General features: G+C 38.8%; 22 protein-coding genes and 1 riboswitch. Of the genes, 18 read left to right on the top strand and 4 right to left on the bottom strand.

The window, feature by feature from the left end; genetic code table 11:
* Positions 1–27: 27 nt before the first annotated feature.
* A complete protein-coding gene (locus tag ACFSBH_RS16575) occupies positions 28–1218 on the top strand; it encodes a hypothetical protein (RefSeq protein WP_379598652.1) in 1191 nt (396 codons plus the stop codon).
* Positions 1219–1666: 448 nt separating this feature from the next.
* Entirely contained in the window at positions 1667–2758 is a 1092-nt protein-coding gene (locus ACFSBH_RS16570) for a CamS family sex pheromone protein (protein ID WP_379598650.1), read from the top strand.
* Between the two features lie 194 nt (positions 2759–2952).
* Here the strand turns inward: ACFSBH_RS16570 and ACFSBH_RS16565 are convergent.
* A protein-coding gene (locus ACFSBH_RS16565; RefSeq protein ID WP_379598648.1) for an IS3 family transposase occupies positions 2953–4508 on the bottom strand; the annotation gives its coding sequence in 2 pieces (ribosomal slippage) (positions 2953–3875 and positions 3875–4508; 1557 coding nt in all).
* A gap of 141 nt (positions 4509–4649) precedes the next feature.
* On the opposite strand from ACFSBH_RS16565, the gene ACFSBH_RS16560 reads away from it, so the two are divergent.
* Positions 4650–4949 (top strand): hypothetical protein, encoded by a 300-nt coding sequence (locus tag ACFSBH_RS16560; protein ID WP_251515347.1) that lies wholly within the window; start codon positions 4650–4652, stop codon positions 4947–4949.
* Between the two features lie 90 nt (positions 4950–5039).
* On the opposite strand, the gene ACFSBH_RS16555 is transcribed toward ACFSBH_RS16560, so the two are convergent.
* The 3 genes from ACFSBH_RS16555 to ACFSBH_RS16545 form a co-directional block, all read right to left on the bottom strand.
* Positions 5040–6410 (bottom strand): LLM class flavin-dependent oxidoreductase, encoded by a 1371-nt coding sequence (locus ACFSBH_RS16555; RefSeq protein WP_251515361.1) that lies wholly within the window; start codon positions 6408–6410, stop codon positions 5040–5042.
* A gap of 21 nt (positions 6411–6431) precedes the next feature.
* On the bottom strand, positions 6432–7622 hold the full coding sequence (locus tag ACFSBH_RS16550) for an acyl-CoA dehydrogenase family protein (RefSeq protein WP_251515364.1): 1191 nt from the start codon (positions 7620–7622) through the stop codon (positions 6432–6434).
* A 200-nt stretch (positions 7623–7822) separates the two neighbouring features.
* A complete protein-coding gene (locus ACFSBH_RS16545) occupies positions 7823–7984 on the bottom strand; it encodes a YezD family protein (RefSeq protein ID WP_251515367.1) in 162 nt (53 codons plus the stop codon).
* A gap of 132 nt (positions 7985–8116) precedes the next feature.
* Positions 8117–8224: riboswitch (SAM riboswitch) on the bottom strand.
* Positions 8225–8393: 169 nt separating this feature from the next.
* On the opposite strand from ACFSBH_RS16545, the gene ACFSBH_RS16540 reads away from it, so the two are divergent.
* From ACFSBH_RS16540 to ACFSBH_RS16470, 15 genes are all read left to right on the top strand, one after another.
* Positions 8394–8735, top strand: a complete 342-nt coding sequence (locus tag ACFSBH_RS16540; protein WP_251515370.1) for a cupin domain-containing protein — start codon at positions 8394–8396, stop codon at positions 8733–8735.
* A gap of 53 nt (positions 8736–8788) precedes the next feature.
* Positions 8789–9313: a cysteine hydrolase family protein gene (locus ACFSBH_RS16535; protein ID WP_251515373.1), complete on the top strand. Its 525-nt coding sequence runs from the start codon at positions 8789–8791 to the stop codon at positions 9311–9313.
* 68 nt (positions 9314–9381) lie between these two features.
* Positions 9382–9663: a DUF4190 domain-containing protein gene (locus ACFSBH_RS16530; protein WP_285853779.1), complete on the top strand. Its 282-nt coding sequence runs from the start codon at positions 9382–9384 to the stop codon at positions 9661–9663.
* A gap of 275 nt (positions 9664–9938) precedes the next feature.
* The gene (locus ACFSBH_RS16525) at positions 9939–10490 is read left to right on the top strand and encodes a sulfurtransferase TusA family protein (RefSeq protein WP_251515379.1); all 552 of its coding nucleotides are present in this window, start codon (positions 9939–9941) and stop codon (positions 10488–10490) included.
* 12 nt (positions 10491–10502) lie between these two features.
* A complete protein-coding gene (locus ACFSBH_RS16520; RefSeq protein ID WP_251515382.1) occupies positions 10503–10898 on the top strand; it encodes a DsrE/DsrF/DrsH-like family protein in 396 nt (131 codons plus the stop codon).
* Positions 10899–10985: 87 nt separating this feature from the next.
* The gene (locus ACFSBH_RS16515; RefSeq protein ID WP_251515385.1) at positions 10986–12113 is read left to right on the top strand and encodes an MBL fold metallo-hydrolase; all 1128 of its coding nucleotides are present in this window, start codon (positions 10986–10988) and stop codon (positions 12111–12113) included.
* 79 nt (positions 12114–12192) lie between these two features.
* Positions 12193–12423, top strand: a complete 231-nt coding sequence (locus ACFSBH_RS16510) for a sulfurtransferase TusA family protein (protein ID WP_251515388.1) — start codon at positions 12193–12195, stop codon at positions 12421–12423.
* Between the two features lie 60 nt (positions 12424–12483).
* On the top strand, positions 12484–13263 hold the full coding sequence (locus ACFSBH_RS16505) for a sulfite exporter TauE/SafE family protein (RefSeq protein ID WP_251515391.1): 780 nt from the start codon (positions 12484–12486) through the stop codon (positions 13261–13263).
* A 202-nt stretch (positions 13264–13465) separates the two neighbouring features.
* Entirely contained in the window at positions 13466–13726 is a 261-nt protein-coding gene (locus ACFSBH_RS16500) for a metal-sensitive transcriptional regulator (protein ID WP_251515394.1), read from the top strand.
* Positions 13727–13824: 98 nt separating this feature from the next.
* Complete coding sequence (locus ACFSBH_RS16495) at positions 13825–14121, top strand: rhodanese-like domain-containing protein (protein ID WP_251515396.1); 297 nt, start codon at positions 13825–13827, stop codon at positions 14119–14121.
* Entirely contained in the window at positions 14121–14471 is a 351-nt protein-coding gene (locus ACFSBH_RS16490) for a rhodanese-like domain-containing protein (protein WP_251515399.1), read from the top strand. The genes ACFSBH_RS16495 and ACFSBH_RS16490 overlap by 1 nt, the downstream gene beginning before the upstream one ends.
* 48 nt (positions 14472–14519) lie before the next feature.
* Positions 14520–14765: a glutaredoxin family protein gene (locus ACFSBH_RS16485; protein WP_251515403.1), complete on the top strand. Its 246-nt coding sequence runs from the start codon at positions 14520–14522 to the stop codon at positions 14763–14765.
* A 137-nt stretch (positions 14766–14902) separates the two neighbouring features.
* The gene (locus ACFSBH_RS16480) at positions 14903–15271 is read left to right on the top strand and encodes a DUF4181 domain-containing protein (protein WP_251515406.1); all 369 of its coding nucleotides are present in this window, start codon (positions 14903–14905) and stop codon (positions 15269–15271) included.
* 281 nt (positions 15272–15552) lie between these two features.
* Positions 15553–15813, top strand: a complete 261-nt coding sequence (locus ACFSBH_RS16475) for a hypothetical protein (RefSeq protein WP_251515408.1) — start codon at positions 15553–15555, stop codon at positions 15811–15813.
* Positions 15814–15871: 58 nt separating this feature from the next.
* Positions 15872–16291: a hypothetical protein gene (locus tag ACFSBH_RS16470; RefSeq protein WP_379598640.1), complete on the top strand. Its 420-nt coding sequence runs from the start codon at positions 15872–15874 to the stop codon at positions 16289–16291.
* Positions 16292–16758: the final 467 nt, after the last annotated feature.

The following is a 16758-nucleotide window of genomic DNA, read 5'->3' as shown; positions in this document are numbered from 1 at the left end:
GTTGAGTTTAAAAAGTTATTTCAACCGATGTTATTTCTTGTAGCACTCTTGATAACGATTGTGTCTTACAATATAGATCTGAGTTTCATCCATACGTATTGGCCGAATGGTGATGCGATTCCTATTTATAATCACGCTTCCGATTGGCAAAATCGTTTTGGGCAAACGCTTGAGGAGGAGGAAATAGCAGAAATAGAAACGGAGTATAGTACCCTTATCAAAAAAGCAGACAAGATTGTCTCGGAGAACCCTATTGCCAAACAACTTCAACTTGGTAAATATGCGGAGTTTGAGTCATGGTATCAAGAAAATGCTTCCGGTGGGGCCATCAACGAAATGAATGAAGAAGAGTTAGAAATTGTTAAACAAAAAGATGCAATTCTGAAAGATCTATTAGAGGATACAGGTGATTCAATGGTGAGTCAAATCTTCGTCTTACAAGGCTTACTTCACTCTATGGAGCAATTTGATGCATCGGACATATTCCTCAGCAATGAATACTATACAGAAAATGAAAAAGAAAGACTTTCGGAAACATTATTTACCGAGGAAGGTTGGCGCAACATATTGCCTACTGAATTATCGCGTACCTTTGCTGGTTATTTCGAAGATATTCTTAAACTTTTTATTTTTCTATCGTCTTTATTGATTCCTGCTGTTTTTGTTAGAGATCGCTTGTTAAGAGTACAAACAATTCAATGGAGCAGTCGTCATGGACGAAAAATACTTTGGACACAGTTTGCTAGTGGCATAATTGCTAGTTTCCTATTGATTACTTGTATCGTAGGATTTTTTGGAAGTTTGCTGTATTTTACTGATTTCACACAATACTTCTCAAATGGATTGAACTCATTCTTTATCGGTAATGAAGATCCTCTATTACTATCTTTTTATCAATGGACATTTGCACAATGGATGGTGAACGTTGTCTTGTTGGTTTATTTGATTGGGATGGCTTTTAGCGGAGTTCTCTTATTCCTCTCTCAAACGAGTCAACATTATTTATCATTACTAATGAAAATCATTCCGGTGGGGTTTGTATTTATTTACATTGCTAACCTAGTGCTTAAAGATGCATTTTATCTCAAAAATGAATTGTATCAATGGACAAAAATACCGATGATTGAAATATATACAGGAATTCTTCTGCTGGTTATTTGTATCAGTTTACCGATTATTCATTGTGTTCGACAGCAAGATAAGGATTTGTTGAATTGATTGATCGTCAGGGATGTTTTTCTGTCCCTAATATTTTCTCCTCTCGAATAGGAAAGTAGCATCGGTCTCTCCCTTTAGATTTTTATCTAAGGGGAGTTTTTGTGAGATGGGCTCCATAAATCATACAGGTTTTTAAGCAAAGTGTAGATGTTATCCTAAAGATGTTTGTTGAAATTCGCATCTAATTTATATAGTGTTTGTGAAATATTGTTCTTTAGCAAAAAGGGGCAGTATAGTGAAAGAGGAAAGGATAGATTATGTTTTTTAATTAGTAAATAATATACTTATAGATTATTAGATAGCCGTCTGGTAAATTAGAAGTGTGGAAAAAAACGGAAAAAATGTAAACTCTAAAATCGTATGTAAAAAACCTTAGAGTACTCATTATTGGGATGCTAGGGGAATTGTGGGGATAAAGTTTTTAAAGACAAACTTAGGGGTGTTACAAATGAAAAAGATACTTATCTGGTTTTTAGGTGCTTTAGTAGTCCTATCCAGTTGCGCACAAATTGGGGAAGAACCAAAAGATGATAATGAGAAGGAAAATCTGCCTGTTTTAGGAAGCCAATCCTCAGAAGAAACGTACCGGATGATTACTCCCTATAAAACAGGGGCTGCAAGGGGGAGAATTACAACGCAGATATCCAATCGCGTAGATATAGATGAATTGGAAGTGGGACTAAGGCGTCATTCTATGGATGTATTCGACCCGAGTGAATTCTATTTCCAAGAGGGGCAGTATTTATCGGACGACACGATTATAAATTGGATTGCCGAACTTAATCCGGCAAGAAAGGATAATTGGAGTGAAAAAAAACATAGGGAAAATCCACGGGTTTTCTCACATGTTCTAGAACAAAATTACTTAAAAAGAGTTGGTGAAAAAGAGGTTGAGTTGGCAGGAATCTCCATCGGGATTGCGTTAAAGTCCGTATATAGCTTCCAAGCACCACTACATGGTGAATCTTTTACCGAAGAGATTGATATGAATCGTATGATGAGGAAGGGATATGAGGTAGCACAAAGAGTAGTGGATGATATAAGAGAATTGGAAGGACTTTCTGACATCCCTATTATGATCGCTTTATATCGCGAGTCCGAGCCGTCTTCGCCTATACCTGGAAATTATGTAGCAAGAACAATCGTTACAGATAAAAATACAATTACGAACTGGGAAACCATTGATGAGGAATATATTCTCTTTCCTTCCGAGGAAAGCGAACATAAACATTTGGAAGAACATGAGAACGTAAAGCGCTTTGGCGATAAAATTGCACAATATTTTCCAAATTATACTGGATTGACTGGGAGCGGATTTTCTACTAATAAACAACTCCAGACTCTATCAATAGAAATTCCAATTGAGCTCTTTGGTAATTCCGAGCTTACAGGGTTTATGCAGCACGTATCCGACCTAGTATACGATATATTTGATAATTATTACGACATAGAAATAAAAGTAACCTCTAGCAATGAAACCATAGGCCATATATACCGGAAAGCCGGTGATGAATCTCTTCAAGTATATATCTATCATTAGGCAGGAATATGTTCAATCTTATAAGCATATTTATTTCGGTAGAGAGAAGTATTGAAATAACCGGAAATAATGGACAGACAGTAAATAAAAATCGTAAAGGCGCTTTAAAAAATTAAACTACTGAACTAGTGGGTGCGTTAATCTGAGATGAACTGCCCCCTGTCAAGTAGACAGTGGAAATAATAAAATTTAGTCTAAGCGGCTTTAGTTCTGTATTCAACAGGGCTAAGGCCGTTTAGTTTTTCTTGATATCTTTCATGATTATAAAAGTAAATGTATTCATCAATTGCTTTTGTGAGGTTTTCAAATGACTCATACTTATGTAAATAATATTTTTCACACTTAAGAGTTCCCCAGAAAGACTCCATTGGTCCATTATCAATACATTTTCCTACACGAGACATACTCTGTGTCATTCCAGCTTGATTCAATCTTCGTTTAAACCCGTGAGAAGTGTACTGGAATCCACGATCGCTATGAATGAGTGGATGTTCACCATCTAGTTGGCCAATTGCTTCATCAAGTGTTTGAAATACAAGTTTGTTATTATTGGAATGTCCTAAAACATAGCTAATAATTGAACCATCATGTAAATCCAAAATGGCATTTAAATAAGCCTTTCTTGAGCCATATTTGAACTCGGTAACGTCCGTTACCCATTTTTCATTCGGCTTTTCAGAAGTAAACTCACGATTCAATACATTCTCTGCAATGTGTTGAGGAATAGAGCGCTGATATTGTGGTTTCTTTCTCCGTATCACGGATTGAATCCCTGCAATATTCATTAGTCTAAAAATACGTTTATGATTATATTGATGATTAAACATTCTATTGATATTTAAGGTCATTCGACGATAGCCATAGATGCCCTCTACTTTTTTATGGAGGGTCTTCATTTCTTTTAAGATTTCTTCGTTCTCAAGCTCTCTCGTAGAAGGTTTACGTTTTAACCATTTATAATAAGCAGCACGTGAAATATCTGCGATATCGCATAGTAAAACAATACTTAGATTCTCGTTCTCATACAGTTCTTTAATTGCGACATACCTATCTTCATATCTTACTTGGTTTATTTTCGCCTCCTTTCGATCTCGTCTAACTTTTTTAGAAAAGCATTTTCTGCACGTAAACGCTCATTCTCTTTTTCGATTCGAAGAATCTCTAACTTCATTTTCTCTTCAGATGTTAATTCTTCTTTACTTTTAGAACGTCCTCGTCCATCTTTTAACGCATCCCATCCGCCAGCTTCATATTTACGTACCCATTGGTATACTTGTTGATAGGATACTTGGTGCTTTCCGGCTGTTTCTTGATAATTCTTTCCGTTAGTTAAAGCATCTTGTACAATTTCAATTCTTTCTTCCCAAGTTGTTTTTCTCCCTTTAGTCATAGTGCTCGATCTCCCTTTTCCCGTGTCTTTTAATTCACTATGACTATTATACTTTTTAATCCATCTTCCGAGTACCCCCATACTAGCTATCTCATACTTTCGTAGAACTTCATTTTGAGAATATTCCCCTGATAAGTAATCTCTTACTGCAGCTTCTTTTAATTCTTTTGAATACTGTTTCCGGATTTTTGTATCAGCTAATCCCTCCATCCCAAATAATTCAAATTTCTCATTCCACCTATACACGGTATTCTTCTGAATTTGATACTTTGAACAGATTTTTGAAAGTGAATATCCTCCACCTTTATAAGCCATGACTACTTCATATTTAAAATCAATTGAATAGTAAATATTAGACATAAAAAAACTCCCCCAATAGTAAACAGATATTTATTTTTTAATCTGTCTACTTTAAGGGGAGCATATCAAGAAGGATTATCGCTCTTTTTGTTGAAGTTAATGGTAAAATATTTTTATGAATAAACATCTGGGGGAAATCAAATGAGGACAATCTTAGAATTAATTCGGGTAATATTACTATTGAGTTTATTGGGTGCATTAGGCTGGTTCATTGTAGGCAATATTTATAGAATTAATGAAGTTACAGAGGTTTATTCTTGGTTTGGTGCAATTGCCATTTTAATACTTCTATTTGTTTTGTATCGAAATAAGCTGCAATTCTCCGGGTGGTATAAAGGAGAAGGTAGGATGAAGCTTTCAAAAATTGTCACTAGGACACTGGTGTTAAGTTCTATCTTGTTGTTTGCCATGCCATTTCTATTGGGGTTTTTCATGAGCTAACGGTATCGAGCTTTTAAAAAGAATGAAAAGCGCATGGAATCAAGGTGTGATTCCATGCGTCGTATAGAATTACTGAGCCGCGATCCAAACTTAACTTCTCACTCCTCCAAAAGCTCCGCGATACTTCGCTGCAGGATGACGCTCGCTCAGACGATCCTGGCCGAACAATCTTCCGCGTAGTGTTTCTGGTTTTGCTTCCCTCTCTTTCAGCAACCCGCGCTCTTCTAATACTGGTACGACTTTTTCGATGAATTCCGTATAAGAACTTGGGATAAAGGCGTTTATTACATTAATACCCGATACCCCGGCATCCAGCCACTCTTCCAGCCGGTCGGCAATTTGTTCTGGAGTACCGACAATTCTTGTTGATTTGCCGTGGTGGTCGGCTACATCACGTAAGGTTGGTTTTCGTCCTTCGACCGATTGTTTTATCCAGTTGAAGATGCCGCGCACACCCTCAGTTTCAATATCCTCAATCGGTGTATCCAAATCCCATTTGCCGAAGTCGATTCCCATGCCTCCGCCGATGTGGGCAATCATCATCTTGTGATCGGTAATCTCATCCAGCTCCTTTGCCTTTTTCTGCGCTTCTTCTTCGGTCTCACCAATCACAAAAGATTGTCCCTGGAAAAATTGAATATCTTCACCATTTCTTCCGTTTTCCACCGCTATTTCTCTTACTTCAGCGATAAGGCTTTTCGCAACTTTCGGACTCGGTGTGTTAATGAAAATCGCTTCCGCATGTTTTGCCGCAAATGCTTTTCCTCTTGTTGAAGCACCCGCCTGGAATAGGAGCGGTGTCCGTTGTGGGGAAGGGGAAACAAGGTGCGGACCTTCGACTTTGTAATGCTTGCTTTCATGATGAATTTTATGAACATGCGCCGGATCTGCGTAAATCCCAGTTTTCCGATCTTTTTTCAACGCCTCATCATCCCAGGAGCCTTCCCATAATTTGTACAATACATCGAGATATTCTTCCGCCGTATCATATCGTTCGTCATGTGGAAGCATCCCTTCGTAGCCGTAATTTCTAAAGCCGTTCTCCAAATACCCGGTCACAATATTCCAAGCGACACGGCCGCGGGAAAGATGGTCGAGCGTTGATATTTGTCTGGCAAAATTGTAGGGAGGTTGCTGAAAAACACCAGCTGTCACTGCTACTCCAAGCCGTTCTGTCGTTGCTGCAATGGCTGATGCCAGCGTAAACGGATCATTGCTCGGAACCTGCAGGCCATTTCGAACGTGAGCTTCCCAGCCGCCTTCATAATCACCGTACAGACCAACGACATCCGCCAGAAAAATCGTGTCAAATCCGCCGTCTTCCAATTCTTTCGCAAGTGAGGTCCAGAGGCTTAAATCATTGAAATCCCGCTGTTTTCCTCTTGGATCGCGCCACGTACCATGGACAATATGTGAAGCTGTATTCATGACAAATGCAGTAAGTGATAATGTTTTACTCATGTTATTTCTCTCCTTTTTCTTTTAAAAGTAAGCCGTTGTCGGCAATGATTCTCCGTTGATATGATAGTTTCCAATCAGCCTTGATTTGTACAGTGTCGGATTATGGGAAGCAAGGGTACGAATGTTGCGCCAATGTCTATCCAGGTTGGCAGATTGTTTTGTTGCCGATGCGCTGCCGACTTCAAAGAGTAATGATGCTGCCTCGAGCGCAAGTTTTTCTATGGCAACCTTTACTTGCGACCCGTTCAGTGCGGCCGTATGATCTGCTTCAGCATTGTTGTAGTCCGCACGAGAAGTATCGATGCTTCTTGCAGCGGTGAGCACGATGGATTCTGCTGCAAAAGCATAGCTCGATAATTCCCCGACAACCTGCTGCAACTGCGGATCTTGTTTTAAGTCTGTCGTGTTTCCGTGTGAAAAGGACCGCTTCCGCTTGCCAATCAGCTCGACCGCATCCGTAACAATCCGATTCAAAATCCCGGCAATGATCCCTTGAAGATATAAATGTGGAATCGGGGCATAGGTATTATTTTTGTCATTCGAATCAAATATTTCCTCTGCCGAAACACGCACACGATCAAAGCTTGTCGTCCCGCTGCCCGTCATTTTTTGGCCGAATCCATCCCAGTCATCGCGCACCGTCACTCCGTCTCGTTTAACCGGGACAATCACATTCACAGGGGCATCACCAAGCATCGCAGTAACTTCTGTGAAATCCGCATAATATGTTCCGGTCGTAAACGCTTTTTCCCCTTGTAAAATATATCCGTCTCCCTCTTTCACCAAATGGGTGTCGTATTTCCCGCCGCCAGCTTGGTGTTTCGAATTCTCGGTATATGCATTGCCGATGATCGCTCCTTGGCGAATTTCCTTTAAGAAATGCTCTCGATGAGGAGTTTTATTTCTCAATAGAAATTCCACGGTCATGAAATGTGCCCGGAAAATATGTGCAAGCTCCGGATCTGCCTCCGCAACCCGAATGACTGCCGTAAATAGTTCTTCGATAGAAGCTCCGGCACCACCCAACTCCTTCGGCAGTGTAATGGCGCCGAACCGGAAATCTTTTAGTATCTGCACCCCTGTCCATGGATGTTGCCTGCCACCTTTCTTATTTCTCCAATCATAATCCGCCCGAATCGCCTCAATGACCTCATCAAAAGCTTCCGAATAAATATCCAATTGCCCGGTTTTCGTTGTTAATGTTGTACTCAATCTAATCCTCTCCTCGTCATTACTGTAATTTTGAAACGCCCCATTCCGTAACTTCAGCCATATAAAAAAGGCACATTGCAATTAGGATAGAAATGTATCCTCATCACAAGTACCTTTCGTTGTCGAATCGGCAATGAAGTTGTATGGAAAGTCGATCATACTGGGAAACGCTATTGTCTATCATGGTTGATGCAATCGCCTTATTTACGGATTGCTTTTTCCTGCAATGGAAACCGTTTTTTCTCTGTCGTGTCAATTTGAGTAATTTTCCCATCATGTACGGTGATCGTTAAACTTCCGTATTCGAGCTCTTCCAACTTCGCTAAAATATGTTCAATTTTGGTGCGGTCATATTTATTCAAGCCCCAACCTCCCCATCGAAATATGATTTATAAAAAAAATTAACCCTCCAATCCTGATTGTTTTCAATAAAATAAAAACCCTCTTCTCGATATAAGAAGAGGGTGAATTCAACAAAAATAGTCGAACGGCTCTTCTTATCTTTCAGGCACACGCCTGCTGGAATTAGCACAGTTCTTGCATGAAGCAAGTCTGTTGCCGAGGCTTCAAAGGGCCAGTCCCTCCACCTCTCTGGATAAGAAAATCAAACTAATTTAATTTTTAAAATTTATAGGTAAAGAATAATCTAGTTTTTCCCTTCTGTCAAGAGGAAGATGGAAATTATTTCTAAAACGGACTTTTTCTAAAAGGGGAATCGGCATGTTTGTCGAATTATTTATTTAGGGCATTCAGGAGAAGGAGAGAAAAAGATTGCAATTATATACATTTCGATCAGAAGCAGGAAATAAAATTAGTAAGTATCATTCGATATTAGCTAGTTATTCAAAGGTGTTACGGACGGAAGAACCGACCAATATAGGATTTATACATATCGAAAAAGGTGGTGTCGTTGGGTATCACCAAGCACCCGTCCCGCAGTTATTCATCGTAGTAAATGGCGAAGGATGGGTGGAAGGGGAAGATGAACAAAGAGTATATCTAAAAAGTGGAGACGGTGTATTTTGGAACAAAGGTGAAGGTCATAGAAGCGGGAGTGAGAAGGGCTTAACAGCTTTGGTACTGCAGTCAGAAGAATTACAGGCACCTTCTTAATGGTTGCGTCCCTTGTAAGAAGAGAAAACAAGCCAGTATTTTAGGAGGAGAATATGAAAAAAGCATTACTGATTATCGATGTTCAGAATGGAATGTTTCTAGAAGGTGATGTTGTCTACAAAGGGGAAAGTTTACTGCAACATGTTAAGTATTTGATTAAGCAAGCACGTTCTACGGATGCACCAATTTTTTATATCCAGCATAATGAACCAAATGGTGAATTACAACATGGCACGAAGGCTTGGGAGATTCATTCTGATATCATGCCAGAAAATCAGGATATCATCATCCAAAAACATAATCCTGATTCTTTTCTGGACACCTCATTAGATCAAGAACTTAAAAAACGGGGGATTGAACATCTAGTAATCTCGGGAATTCAAACAGAAGTGTGCATTGATACGACTTGTAGAAGAGCATTCAGTTTGGGATATAAGGTCACGCTAGCTTCTGATACGCACAGTACATGGGATTCTGAAGACATTACTGCCCAGCAAATTATTGATCATCATAACGGTGTGCTGCGGTGGTTTGCTGATGTTCTTCCGAGTAAAGAGATTACTTTTGATAGTCTGTAAGAGTTAAAGAATACGGTTAGAAGTGATATTATTGTAAAAGACAAAAGAAAGAACAAAGGGTGGGTAAATTGAGCAATTTAGATGTTTCATATGATAGTGAGATCAAGAATAATAAAAAATGTATGGCAGCACTGATTCTAGGTATTTTTTCTATGATTACTTCTCTTTTTGGATTGGGAGTAATAGTTGGTATTATTGGATTGATTTTTGGATTATTAGGGTTAAAAGATGTTAACCAATCCAATCAAATTGGAAAAGGAAAAGCTATTGCAGGTATTATTTGTAGTTTGATTGGTATATTATTGACCGTCATGTTCTCCATTATGGTCGGCAATGCTCTTGTTAATTAAATCCGCTGAATAGATGGGTAGCATTTCAAGGAAGGAAATGCGCCCTTTTTTGTTGAAATTAGAAGCAGTTGTATAGTCATCATAAATGGAAGAAATGTATAGAGGTTGACAATATACCCGCGGGGGTATATTATAAATCTTGTAATAGATTTCCCGCGGAGAAATCAAGGAAACTTAAAACGTCGTTACGAACGACTATATTTTTTTATTAACTCACATACCCTGCGGGGTATGTGGAGATGCTTTATCAAAATAATACCTTGGGGGGTAAACGAATGATTCAAGCTAATCAATATCTTGATGCGAAAGGACTTGCCTGTCCCATGCCGATTGTGAAAACAAAAAAAGCAATGAACGATCTGGAAGAAGGACACGTATTGGAAGTTCAGGCCACTGACAAAGGGTCGATAGCAGATTTAGCTGCTTGGTCAAGTTCAGTAGGACATCAGTATTTAGGAACAGTGGAAGAAGCTGATGTTCTTTATCATTATATCCGCAAAGGTACGAATGAACCGGAAGTGGAAAAAACATTTGAACATACGATTCCACTAGATGAAATACAATCTCAGGAAGGGTTAATCTTAGATGTTCGTGAGGCAGCGGAATATTCCTTTGGTCATATCGAAGGTGCCATATCCATTCCACTCGGAGAATTAGATTCTCGTATGACGGAATTAGATAAAGAAAAAGAAGTATATGTGATTTGCCGGACAGGGAAACGCTCTGATTTGGCTGCACAACTTTTAGCGAAGAATGGCTTCAAAAAAGTATATAACGTTCTGCCAGGTATGACGGAGTGGGACGGAAAAATAGAAAAGGAAATATAGGAGGAATACAATATGTCTAATAAAGTAGCTATTATCGCAGCAAACGGTGGACTGTTTGATGCATACAAAGTATTTAATATTGCAACAGCCGCAGCGGCTTCGGATAAAGAGGTGCAGATTTTCTTCACGTTTGAAGGTTTGAATTTGATCCACAAACAAGCGATGCATAACTTGGAAATGCCGGAAGGAAAAGAACATTTTGCGGAAGGATTTGAAAAAGCCAACATCCCTTCCATCCCAGAATTAGTGGAAATGGCGCAAGAACTGGGTGTAACATTCATCGCTTGTCAAATGACGATGGATGTCATGGGACTTACGAAAGAAGATTTCGTGGATGGCATTGAAGTTGGTGGAGCGGTCACTTTCTTGGAGTTTTCGAAAGATGCAGCACCGACACTGACGTTCTAATGGATTACCGAAAAAACTCATGCAGTAGAGCAATGATCTACTGTAAATATTTTGGTGGAAAATATACCTAGGGGGGTAAAGGGAAGTATGACAGTAAACAAATGGACAGCAGCAAAAGTTGCTCGAAAGGTAATTGACCAGGAAGAACTTTTTATCTTAGATGTGCGTAACACCGATGCATTTGAAGATTGGAAAATAGAAGGACAAAACTTTGAGTATGTAAACATTCCTTATTTTGAATTGCTGGATGGCGTCGATGAGGTTCTCACGAAAATTCCAGCAGACAAAGAAGTGTTGGTCGTATGTGCCAAAGAAGGATCTTCCATTATGGTGGCAGAAATGCTGTCGGAAGCTGGGCGTGAAGTAGGCTATCTGGAAGGTGGAATGCGAGCTTGGAGCAGCTATTTGGAACCTATTAAAGTTGCGGATTTAAAAAATGGCGGAGAACTTTATCAATTTGTTCGCCTTGGGAAAGGCTGTTTATCCTACATGATTATTTCTGATGGAGAGGCTGCCATTATAGATGCGGTGCGTTTCACCGATGTATTCCTAGATTTTGCAAAAGAAAAAGGTGTGGATATTAAGCATGTGTTTGACACCCACCTGCATGCCGATCATATTTCAGGAGGGCGTCATATTGCCGCTGAAACAGGTGCAACGTATTATTTGCCGCCTAAGGATGCGACAGAAGTAGTATTTCCGTACACACCCTTAACAGAGCGTTTAAACGTGAAGGTAGGGGCTTCACAAATCAATGTAGAAGCCTTGTATTCACCGGGGCATACTATCGGTTCCACATCATTTGTCATTGATAATCGATTTTTACTGACAGGTGACATTTTATTTATGGACTCCATCGGTCGGCCAGATTTAGCTGGTAAGGCAGAAGATTGGGTCGGCGATCTGCGTGAAACCTTGTATAAGCGTTACCGTGAGTTGGCGGAAGACCTGGTCGTATTACCTGCACACTTTATGATCATCGATGAGTTGAATGAAGATGGTACCGTAGCGAGAAGATTAGGCGATTTATTTAAAGAGAATCATGGTTTAAATATCGAAGACGAAGCCGAATTCCGCCGTACTGTGACAGATAACCTGCCACCACAACCAAATGCACATGAACAGATTCGTCAAATAAACATGGGTAAAATCGCTCCTGATGAAGACGAACAAACCGAAATGGAAATCGGACCGAATCGTTGTGCGGTTCGCTAGAAAGTCATAATCGTTTGGTGTAAAAGACCAATTTGGTTTTTTACACCAAACATTTTAAATGATAAAGGAGCAATGCGATATGAACATTACGAAAACATTGGATGCTAAAGGCTTGGCATGTCCGATGCCGATCGTGAAAACGAAAAAGGCGATGGATAGCATTTCTTCTGGGGAAGTGCTTGAAGTACTTGTAACAGATAAAGGTGCAATAAACGATATCCCTGCATGGGCAACAGCAGGTGGTCATACCATCATCCAGCAAAAAACAGAAGCCGATGTTCTTTACTTTTATATACAGAAAGCAACGTAAAAACCAGATAGAGAGCAGCAGTTCCTACTCGCTTTTCTATAGTAGAAAGAAGGACTGTTAATGGAGATAACTTTTATTATTGTCGTATTTGCAATTGGATTTATTGGCTCATTTATATCAGGGATGCTCGGTGTCGGCGGCTCGATTATTAAATATCCGATGCTGTTGTATATACCGCCGTTGTTCGGTCTCGCGGCATTCACAGCCCATGAAGTTTCTGGAATCAGTGCCGTACAAGTGTTGTTCGCTTCGATTGCAGGAGTGTGGGCATACAGAAAAGGCGGTTACTTGAATAAACAACTCATCCTTTATATGGGTGGAGCCATCCTGATAGGTAGTTTGATTGGTAGTTTTGGATCCAGCTACTTGACTGAACAGGCAGTGAATATCGTGTATGGTATCCTTGCTGTTATTGCCGCGGTGATGATGTTTATACCGAAGAAACAAGTGGATGATGTACCACTAGATGAAGTGACTTTTAATAAACCACTTGCAGCAGTCTTAGCTTTCGTGGTAGGAATCGCCTCTGGAGTAGTAGGGGCAGCAGGAGGTTTTCTGCTTGTACCTATCATGTTGACTGTCCTCCGCATTCCAACACGGATGACTATTGCGACGAGTCTGGCTGTGACGTTGATATCCTCGATTGGGGGAAGCGCTGGTAAACTAGTTACCGGACAAGTGGACTATTGGCCAGCTCTCATTATGATCATCGCAAGCATACTAGCAGCGCCACTGGGGGCAAAGGTTGGTAAACGGATGAAAACAGGTATATTACAAGTCATTTTAGCAATGATGATAGCAGGTACAGCTGTCAAGATCTGGCTTGATATCTTGATGTAGTTGGCTTGACGATATACCTTGTGGGGTATAAAATGAATCTTGATAGGCTTAGTGGGAGTTATTCTGGGTATCTCCCTGTAGAGAAAATAACTCTATGTAAAGTTCTACAACTGAATTCCTCTAGGCCAGAGCTTAACTTATATATAAGCAAAGGATATCAGATAGATCATGATCTTCGTTGCCATGTGAAGGAGTGACATAAATGGAGTACGATAAATCAATTGTAAATCGATTAAAACGGATTGAAGGACAAATTAAAGGTGTTTTAGCGATGATTGAGAAAAATGAAGATTGTCGTGATGTCGTTACACAGCTGTCTGCTTCAAGAAGTGCGATTGACCGCACCATTGGAGTGATTGTCAGTACGAACCTGGAGCAATGTGTCCGGGAAAATATAGAAAAAGGCGAAAATACATCAGAGGTAGTGAAGGAAGCTATCAATCTGTTGGTCAAAAGTAGATAAGTTCACCATTCATGGGACAGAAAGAAGAGTTGGTGAACTTTTCTTTTTAAATGAAATAATACCCATGAGGGTATGGTGAGATAATTGGAGGCATAATAATGAAAGAAATTACAGCAAAAGAATTAGAAGATAAACTAGCAGCAGACGATAAAATAAATCTTATCGACGTAAGAGAAGACGTGGAGGTTGCTGCTGGTAAGATTCCTGGTGCAAAACATATTCCGCTCGGTGAAATCCCAGACCGCGTAGGTGAATTGGAAAAAGACGAACATTACTACATCGTATGTCGGTCCGGTGGCAGAAGCGGTAAAGCGTGTGAGTTTCTCAGCCAACATGGTTATGTAGTAACCAATATGGCCGGCGGCATGTTGGATTGGAAAGGGGAAACAGAGTAATGGAATGGATTTTCCTGCTTATCGTGGTTGTATTTTTCGCTAATCGATTCCTGCCTGTTAAAGGTATTACGAATATAAGTACCCAAGAGGCGAAGGATAAATTTAAGAATAGCGATGTACAGTTTATTGATGTTCGGACGCCGGGTGAATATAAAACTAATCATCGCAAACCGTTTATAAACATCCCTTTGAATCATCTTTCCAGTAAGATCGAGGCGCTAGATAAAGAGAAAGAAGTTGTTGTCATCTGCCAAAGTGGTATGCGCAGTGCAAAAGCTGCCAAGATGCTGAAAAAGCAAGGATTTGAGAAGATTTACAACGTAAAGGGTGGCATGAGTGCCTGGATTTAAAACGATTTTCCGGAACCTATTAATCAATGGAAATTGAGGTAGTCAGTAATGAATAATGATATAACAGTCTATACCACTATGACTTGTCCAGTATGTGGCATGGTTAAAGAATTTTTAACCAGTATGAGAATCGAATATAAAGAAGTTAATGTGGACTTGCATCCAATAGAACTCTTGAAATTGATAGGAAAAACACGTAGGTTTACAGTTCCTCAAATTCATATTAATGGAAAATGGATTTCCGGATTCAATCCAGTTGCAATACTGGAAGAAGTAAATTCAAAGGTTAATTGAAACAAAATATTAGGGAGAGATATAGAGGGCGATCTTAACAGATCGTCCTTTTTTATTTGGACGTCATCATTATTAACTTATTATTGTGTTAGTATGGGGGATAGGTCTGTAGAAAATAGTCACAGGTGGTGTAAACGTTGCAGGATTTAATTGGTATTTTTATGATTACTTTAATTCTAGTAGCTTGTTTATATGGTATTGAAAAGATAACAAGAACTGTCTTAGGAGTTAAAAAGGAATCTAATTCAGATTTCCATGTTAATAAATTACATGCCAACTTACATACTTTGCTAATTGTTATTTTATTTGTCCTCATCTTTGTAAACGATACATACAACTTCGTAGGCAATATAACAGCCATCATCATCTTTGCGCTTTCTCTATTTACATTCCGTTCCGTCATGCAAAAAATCTACCTAAAAGATTCTAAAGAATATTTAATAACGCTTGTTACTGGGGTTATCACAACTGGTATTGTGGGAGTTGCAATATATTTTCTAGTATAACTTTTTGATCTTACAATACGAATATTAAATTAACAGAAGCAGTAGTCCAAGAAGGATTATTGCTTTTTTATCATCTCTTATCCATTTTATGTCCGTTCCATATTATTTTTCAAGCAGCATATATTCGATATAAGTTTAAAATTTTACTACATTAAAATAATAAAAAATATTTTTTGAAATTCCGATGAATGCATTGGAAATTAATGTTAAAATGAAAGCGGTAAAACGCTCGAGGGATTTAATCTTTTAAGGGAGAGAACATACAAACTGAGGGGGATTCCATGAGTAAGACTGTTATTCATGTGTTCAATATTTTATTTGGAATTATCACCATAGGATTTAGTCTGTATTTTGCGTGGGGTGTATTGGCTTTCGGGGGTCTTGAGTATTTGCGCATTCTTGTTTTTCCATTGTCAGTAGCTATCGTATGGTCTTTTTTTTATTATCTTCAGGTTAGGTTTCATTCAGTTCGGGGGTTCATTGCTTTATTATTAATGGAAATAATGGTGCTTGCCATTGTCGTATCATTCATAGATCTGTAAATGGTGAAGAAGTTATTACATGATAGAGGAAAGAAATGTAAACGAGAGCGGGATAAGAATGTTACTAAGACGATTAGCTGTAGGGTTCACTACATTTTTTTTGTTATTTTTAGTTGGGTGTCAACAAGGTTCGGATGATGATACTAATAGTGATTCCATCGTTGAGTATGAGTATTTATCTCTCGACGAAGAGTATTCAGATGAAGTTAATGACTGGTTGAAAAATGCGAAAGATGATAATGAAGCAGGTTTGTATCACCTTAGTTCAGATGATGGATCAGAGTACGTTTATGGTAAGGGGTACAATCAAGCCAAGGTATCATACACGTATGAGGATGTTGAGGGAAAAATAAATAATACAATAAAAGCTACCTTGCTTGAAGGTGAAAGCAATGATGAGGTTTTAATAAGCATAACTCATAACACAGATGTTGAGGAAATTACGATAGTAGTGACAGATGATGTATCTGATTTTTAAATTAAAAAGTCTGGACATGTGGGACAATAGGAATTTTAATATAAAGCGGCGGGCAGTAGAGAAGGGGAAATAAATTATTCTTACATAAAAGAAAGCCTTAAATATAGGCTGTGTGGATTTTTGTACTTTTTGAAACGGGGTAATTCAAAAAGGAAAATGATTAAACAGATGTAAGGTTATTAGTGAAGTTATTAAAGAAGTTTTTATAGTTAGGGTTTTTATTGTATATCGCTTTTTTAGTTAGAGTTCTGTGACGTTGTTAAAACACTTGCTAAAATAGATGTAGGAAAGTAAATTTAAAAGGTAGATATGAAATATATGGAAATAAATATAAGTATGTGAAAGATTGTTCTTAAACTAACGGGGCAGCATTCCTGTAATGAACTAAAATGCGGGTTGTGTAAAAAAATAACCTCCTGATAGAATAAGAGAGTCCAAAAGCTTGCAGGCATTTATAGGACAAACTT

It is taken from the genome of Oceanobacillus luteolus (assembly GCF_042678205.1).
In the GTDB taxonomy this organism is placed as follows: domain Bacteria; phylum Bacillota; class Bacilli; order Bacillales; family Amphibacillaceae; genus Oceanobacillus; species Oceanobacillus luteolus.
The sequence above is the reverse complement of the archived record's forward strand: the minus strand, read 5'-3'. Positions and strand labels throughout refer to the sequence as shown.

Coding starts and splice junctions, on each gene's coding strand:
- ACFSBH_RS16575 (WP_379598652.1), top strand. CDS start 28: ATGTTATTTCTTGTAGCACTCTTGATAACGATTGTGTCTTACAATATA.
- ACFSBH_RS16570 (WP_379598650.1), top strand. CDS start 1,667: ATGAAAAAGATACTTATCTGGTTTTTAGGTGCTTTAGTAGTCCTATCC.
- ACFSBH_RS16560 (WP_251515347.1), top strand. CDS start 4,650: ATGAGGACAATCTTAGAATTAATTCGGGTAATATTACTATTGAGTTTA.
- ACFSBH_RS16555 (WP_251515361.1), bottom strand. CDS start 6,410: ATGAGTAAAACATTATCACTTACTGCATTTGTCATGAATACAGCTTCA.
- ACFSBH_RS16535 (WP_251515373.1), top strand. CDS start 8,789: ATGAAAAAAGCATTACTGATTATCGATGTTCAGAATGGAATGTTTCTA.
- ACFSBH_RS16525 (WP_251515379.1), top strand. CDS start 9,939: ATGATTCAAGCTAATCAATATCTTGATGCGAAAGGACTTGCCTGTCCC.
- ACFSBH_RS16520 (WP_251515382.1), top strand. CDS start 10,503: ATGTCTAATAAAGTAGCTATTATCGCAGCAAACGGTGGACTGTTTGAT.
- ACFSBH_RS16515 (WP_251515385.1), top strand. CDS start 10,986: ATGACAGTAAACAAATGGACAGCAGCAAAAGTTGCTCGAAAGGTAATT.
- ACFSBH_RS16510 (WP_251515388.1), top strand. CDS start 12,193: ATGAACATTACGAAAACATTGGATGCTAAAGGCTTGGCATGTCCGATG.
- ACFSBH_RS16505 (WP_251515391.1), top strand. CDS start 12,484: ATGGAGATAACTTTTATTATTGTCGTATTTGCAATTGGATTTATTGGC.
- ACFSBH_RS16500 (WP_251515394.1), top strand. CDS start 13,466: ATGGAGTACGATAAATCAATTGTAAATCGATTAAAACGGATTGAAGGA.
- ACFSBH_RS16495 (WP_251515396.1), top strand. CDS start 13,825: ATGAAAGAAATTACAGCAAAAGAATTAGAAGATAAACTAGCAGCAGAC.
- ACFSBH_RS16490 (WP_251515399.1), top strand. CDS start 14,121: ATGGAATGGATTTTCCTGCTTATCGTGGTTGTATTTTTCGCTAATCGA.
- ACFSBH_RS16485 (WP_251515403.1), top strand. CDS start 14,520: ATGAATAATGATATAACAGTCTATACCACTATGACTTGTCCAGTATGT.
- ACFSBH_RS16475 (WP_251515408.1), top strand. CDS start 15,553: ATGAGTAAGACTGTTATTCATGTGTTCAATATTTTATTTGGAATTATC.
- ACFSBH_RS16470 (WP_379598640.1), top strand. CDS start 15,872: ATGTTACTAAGACGATTAGCTGTAGGGTTCACTACATTTTTTTTGTTA.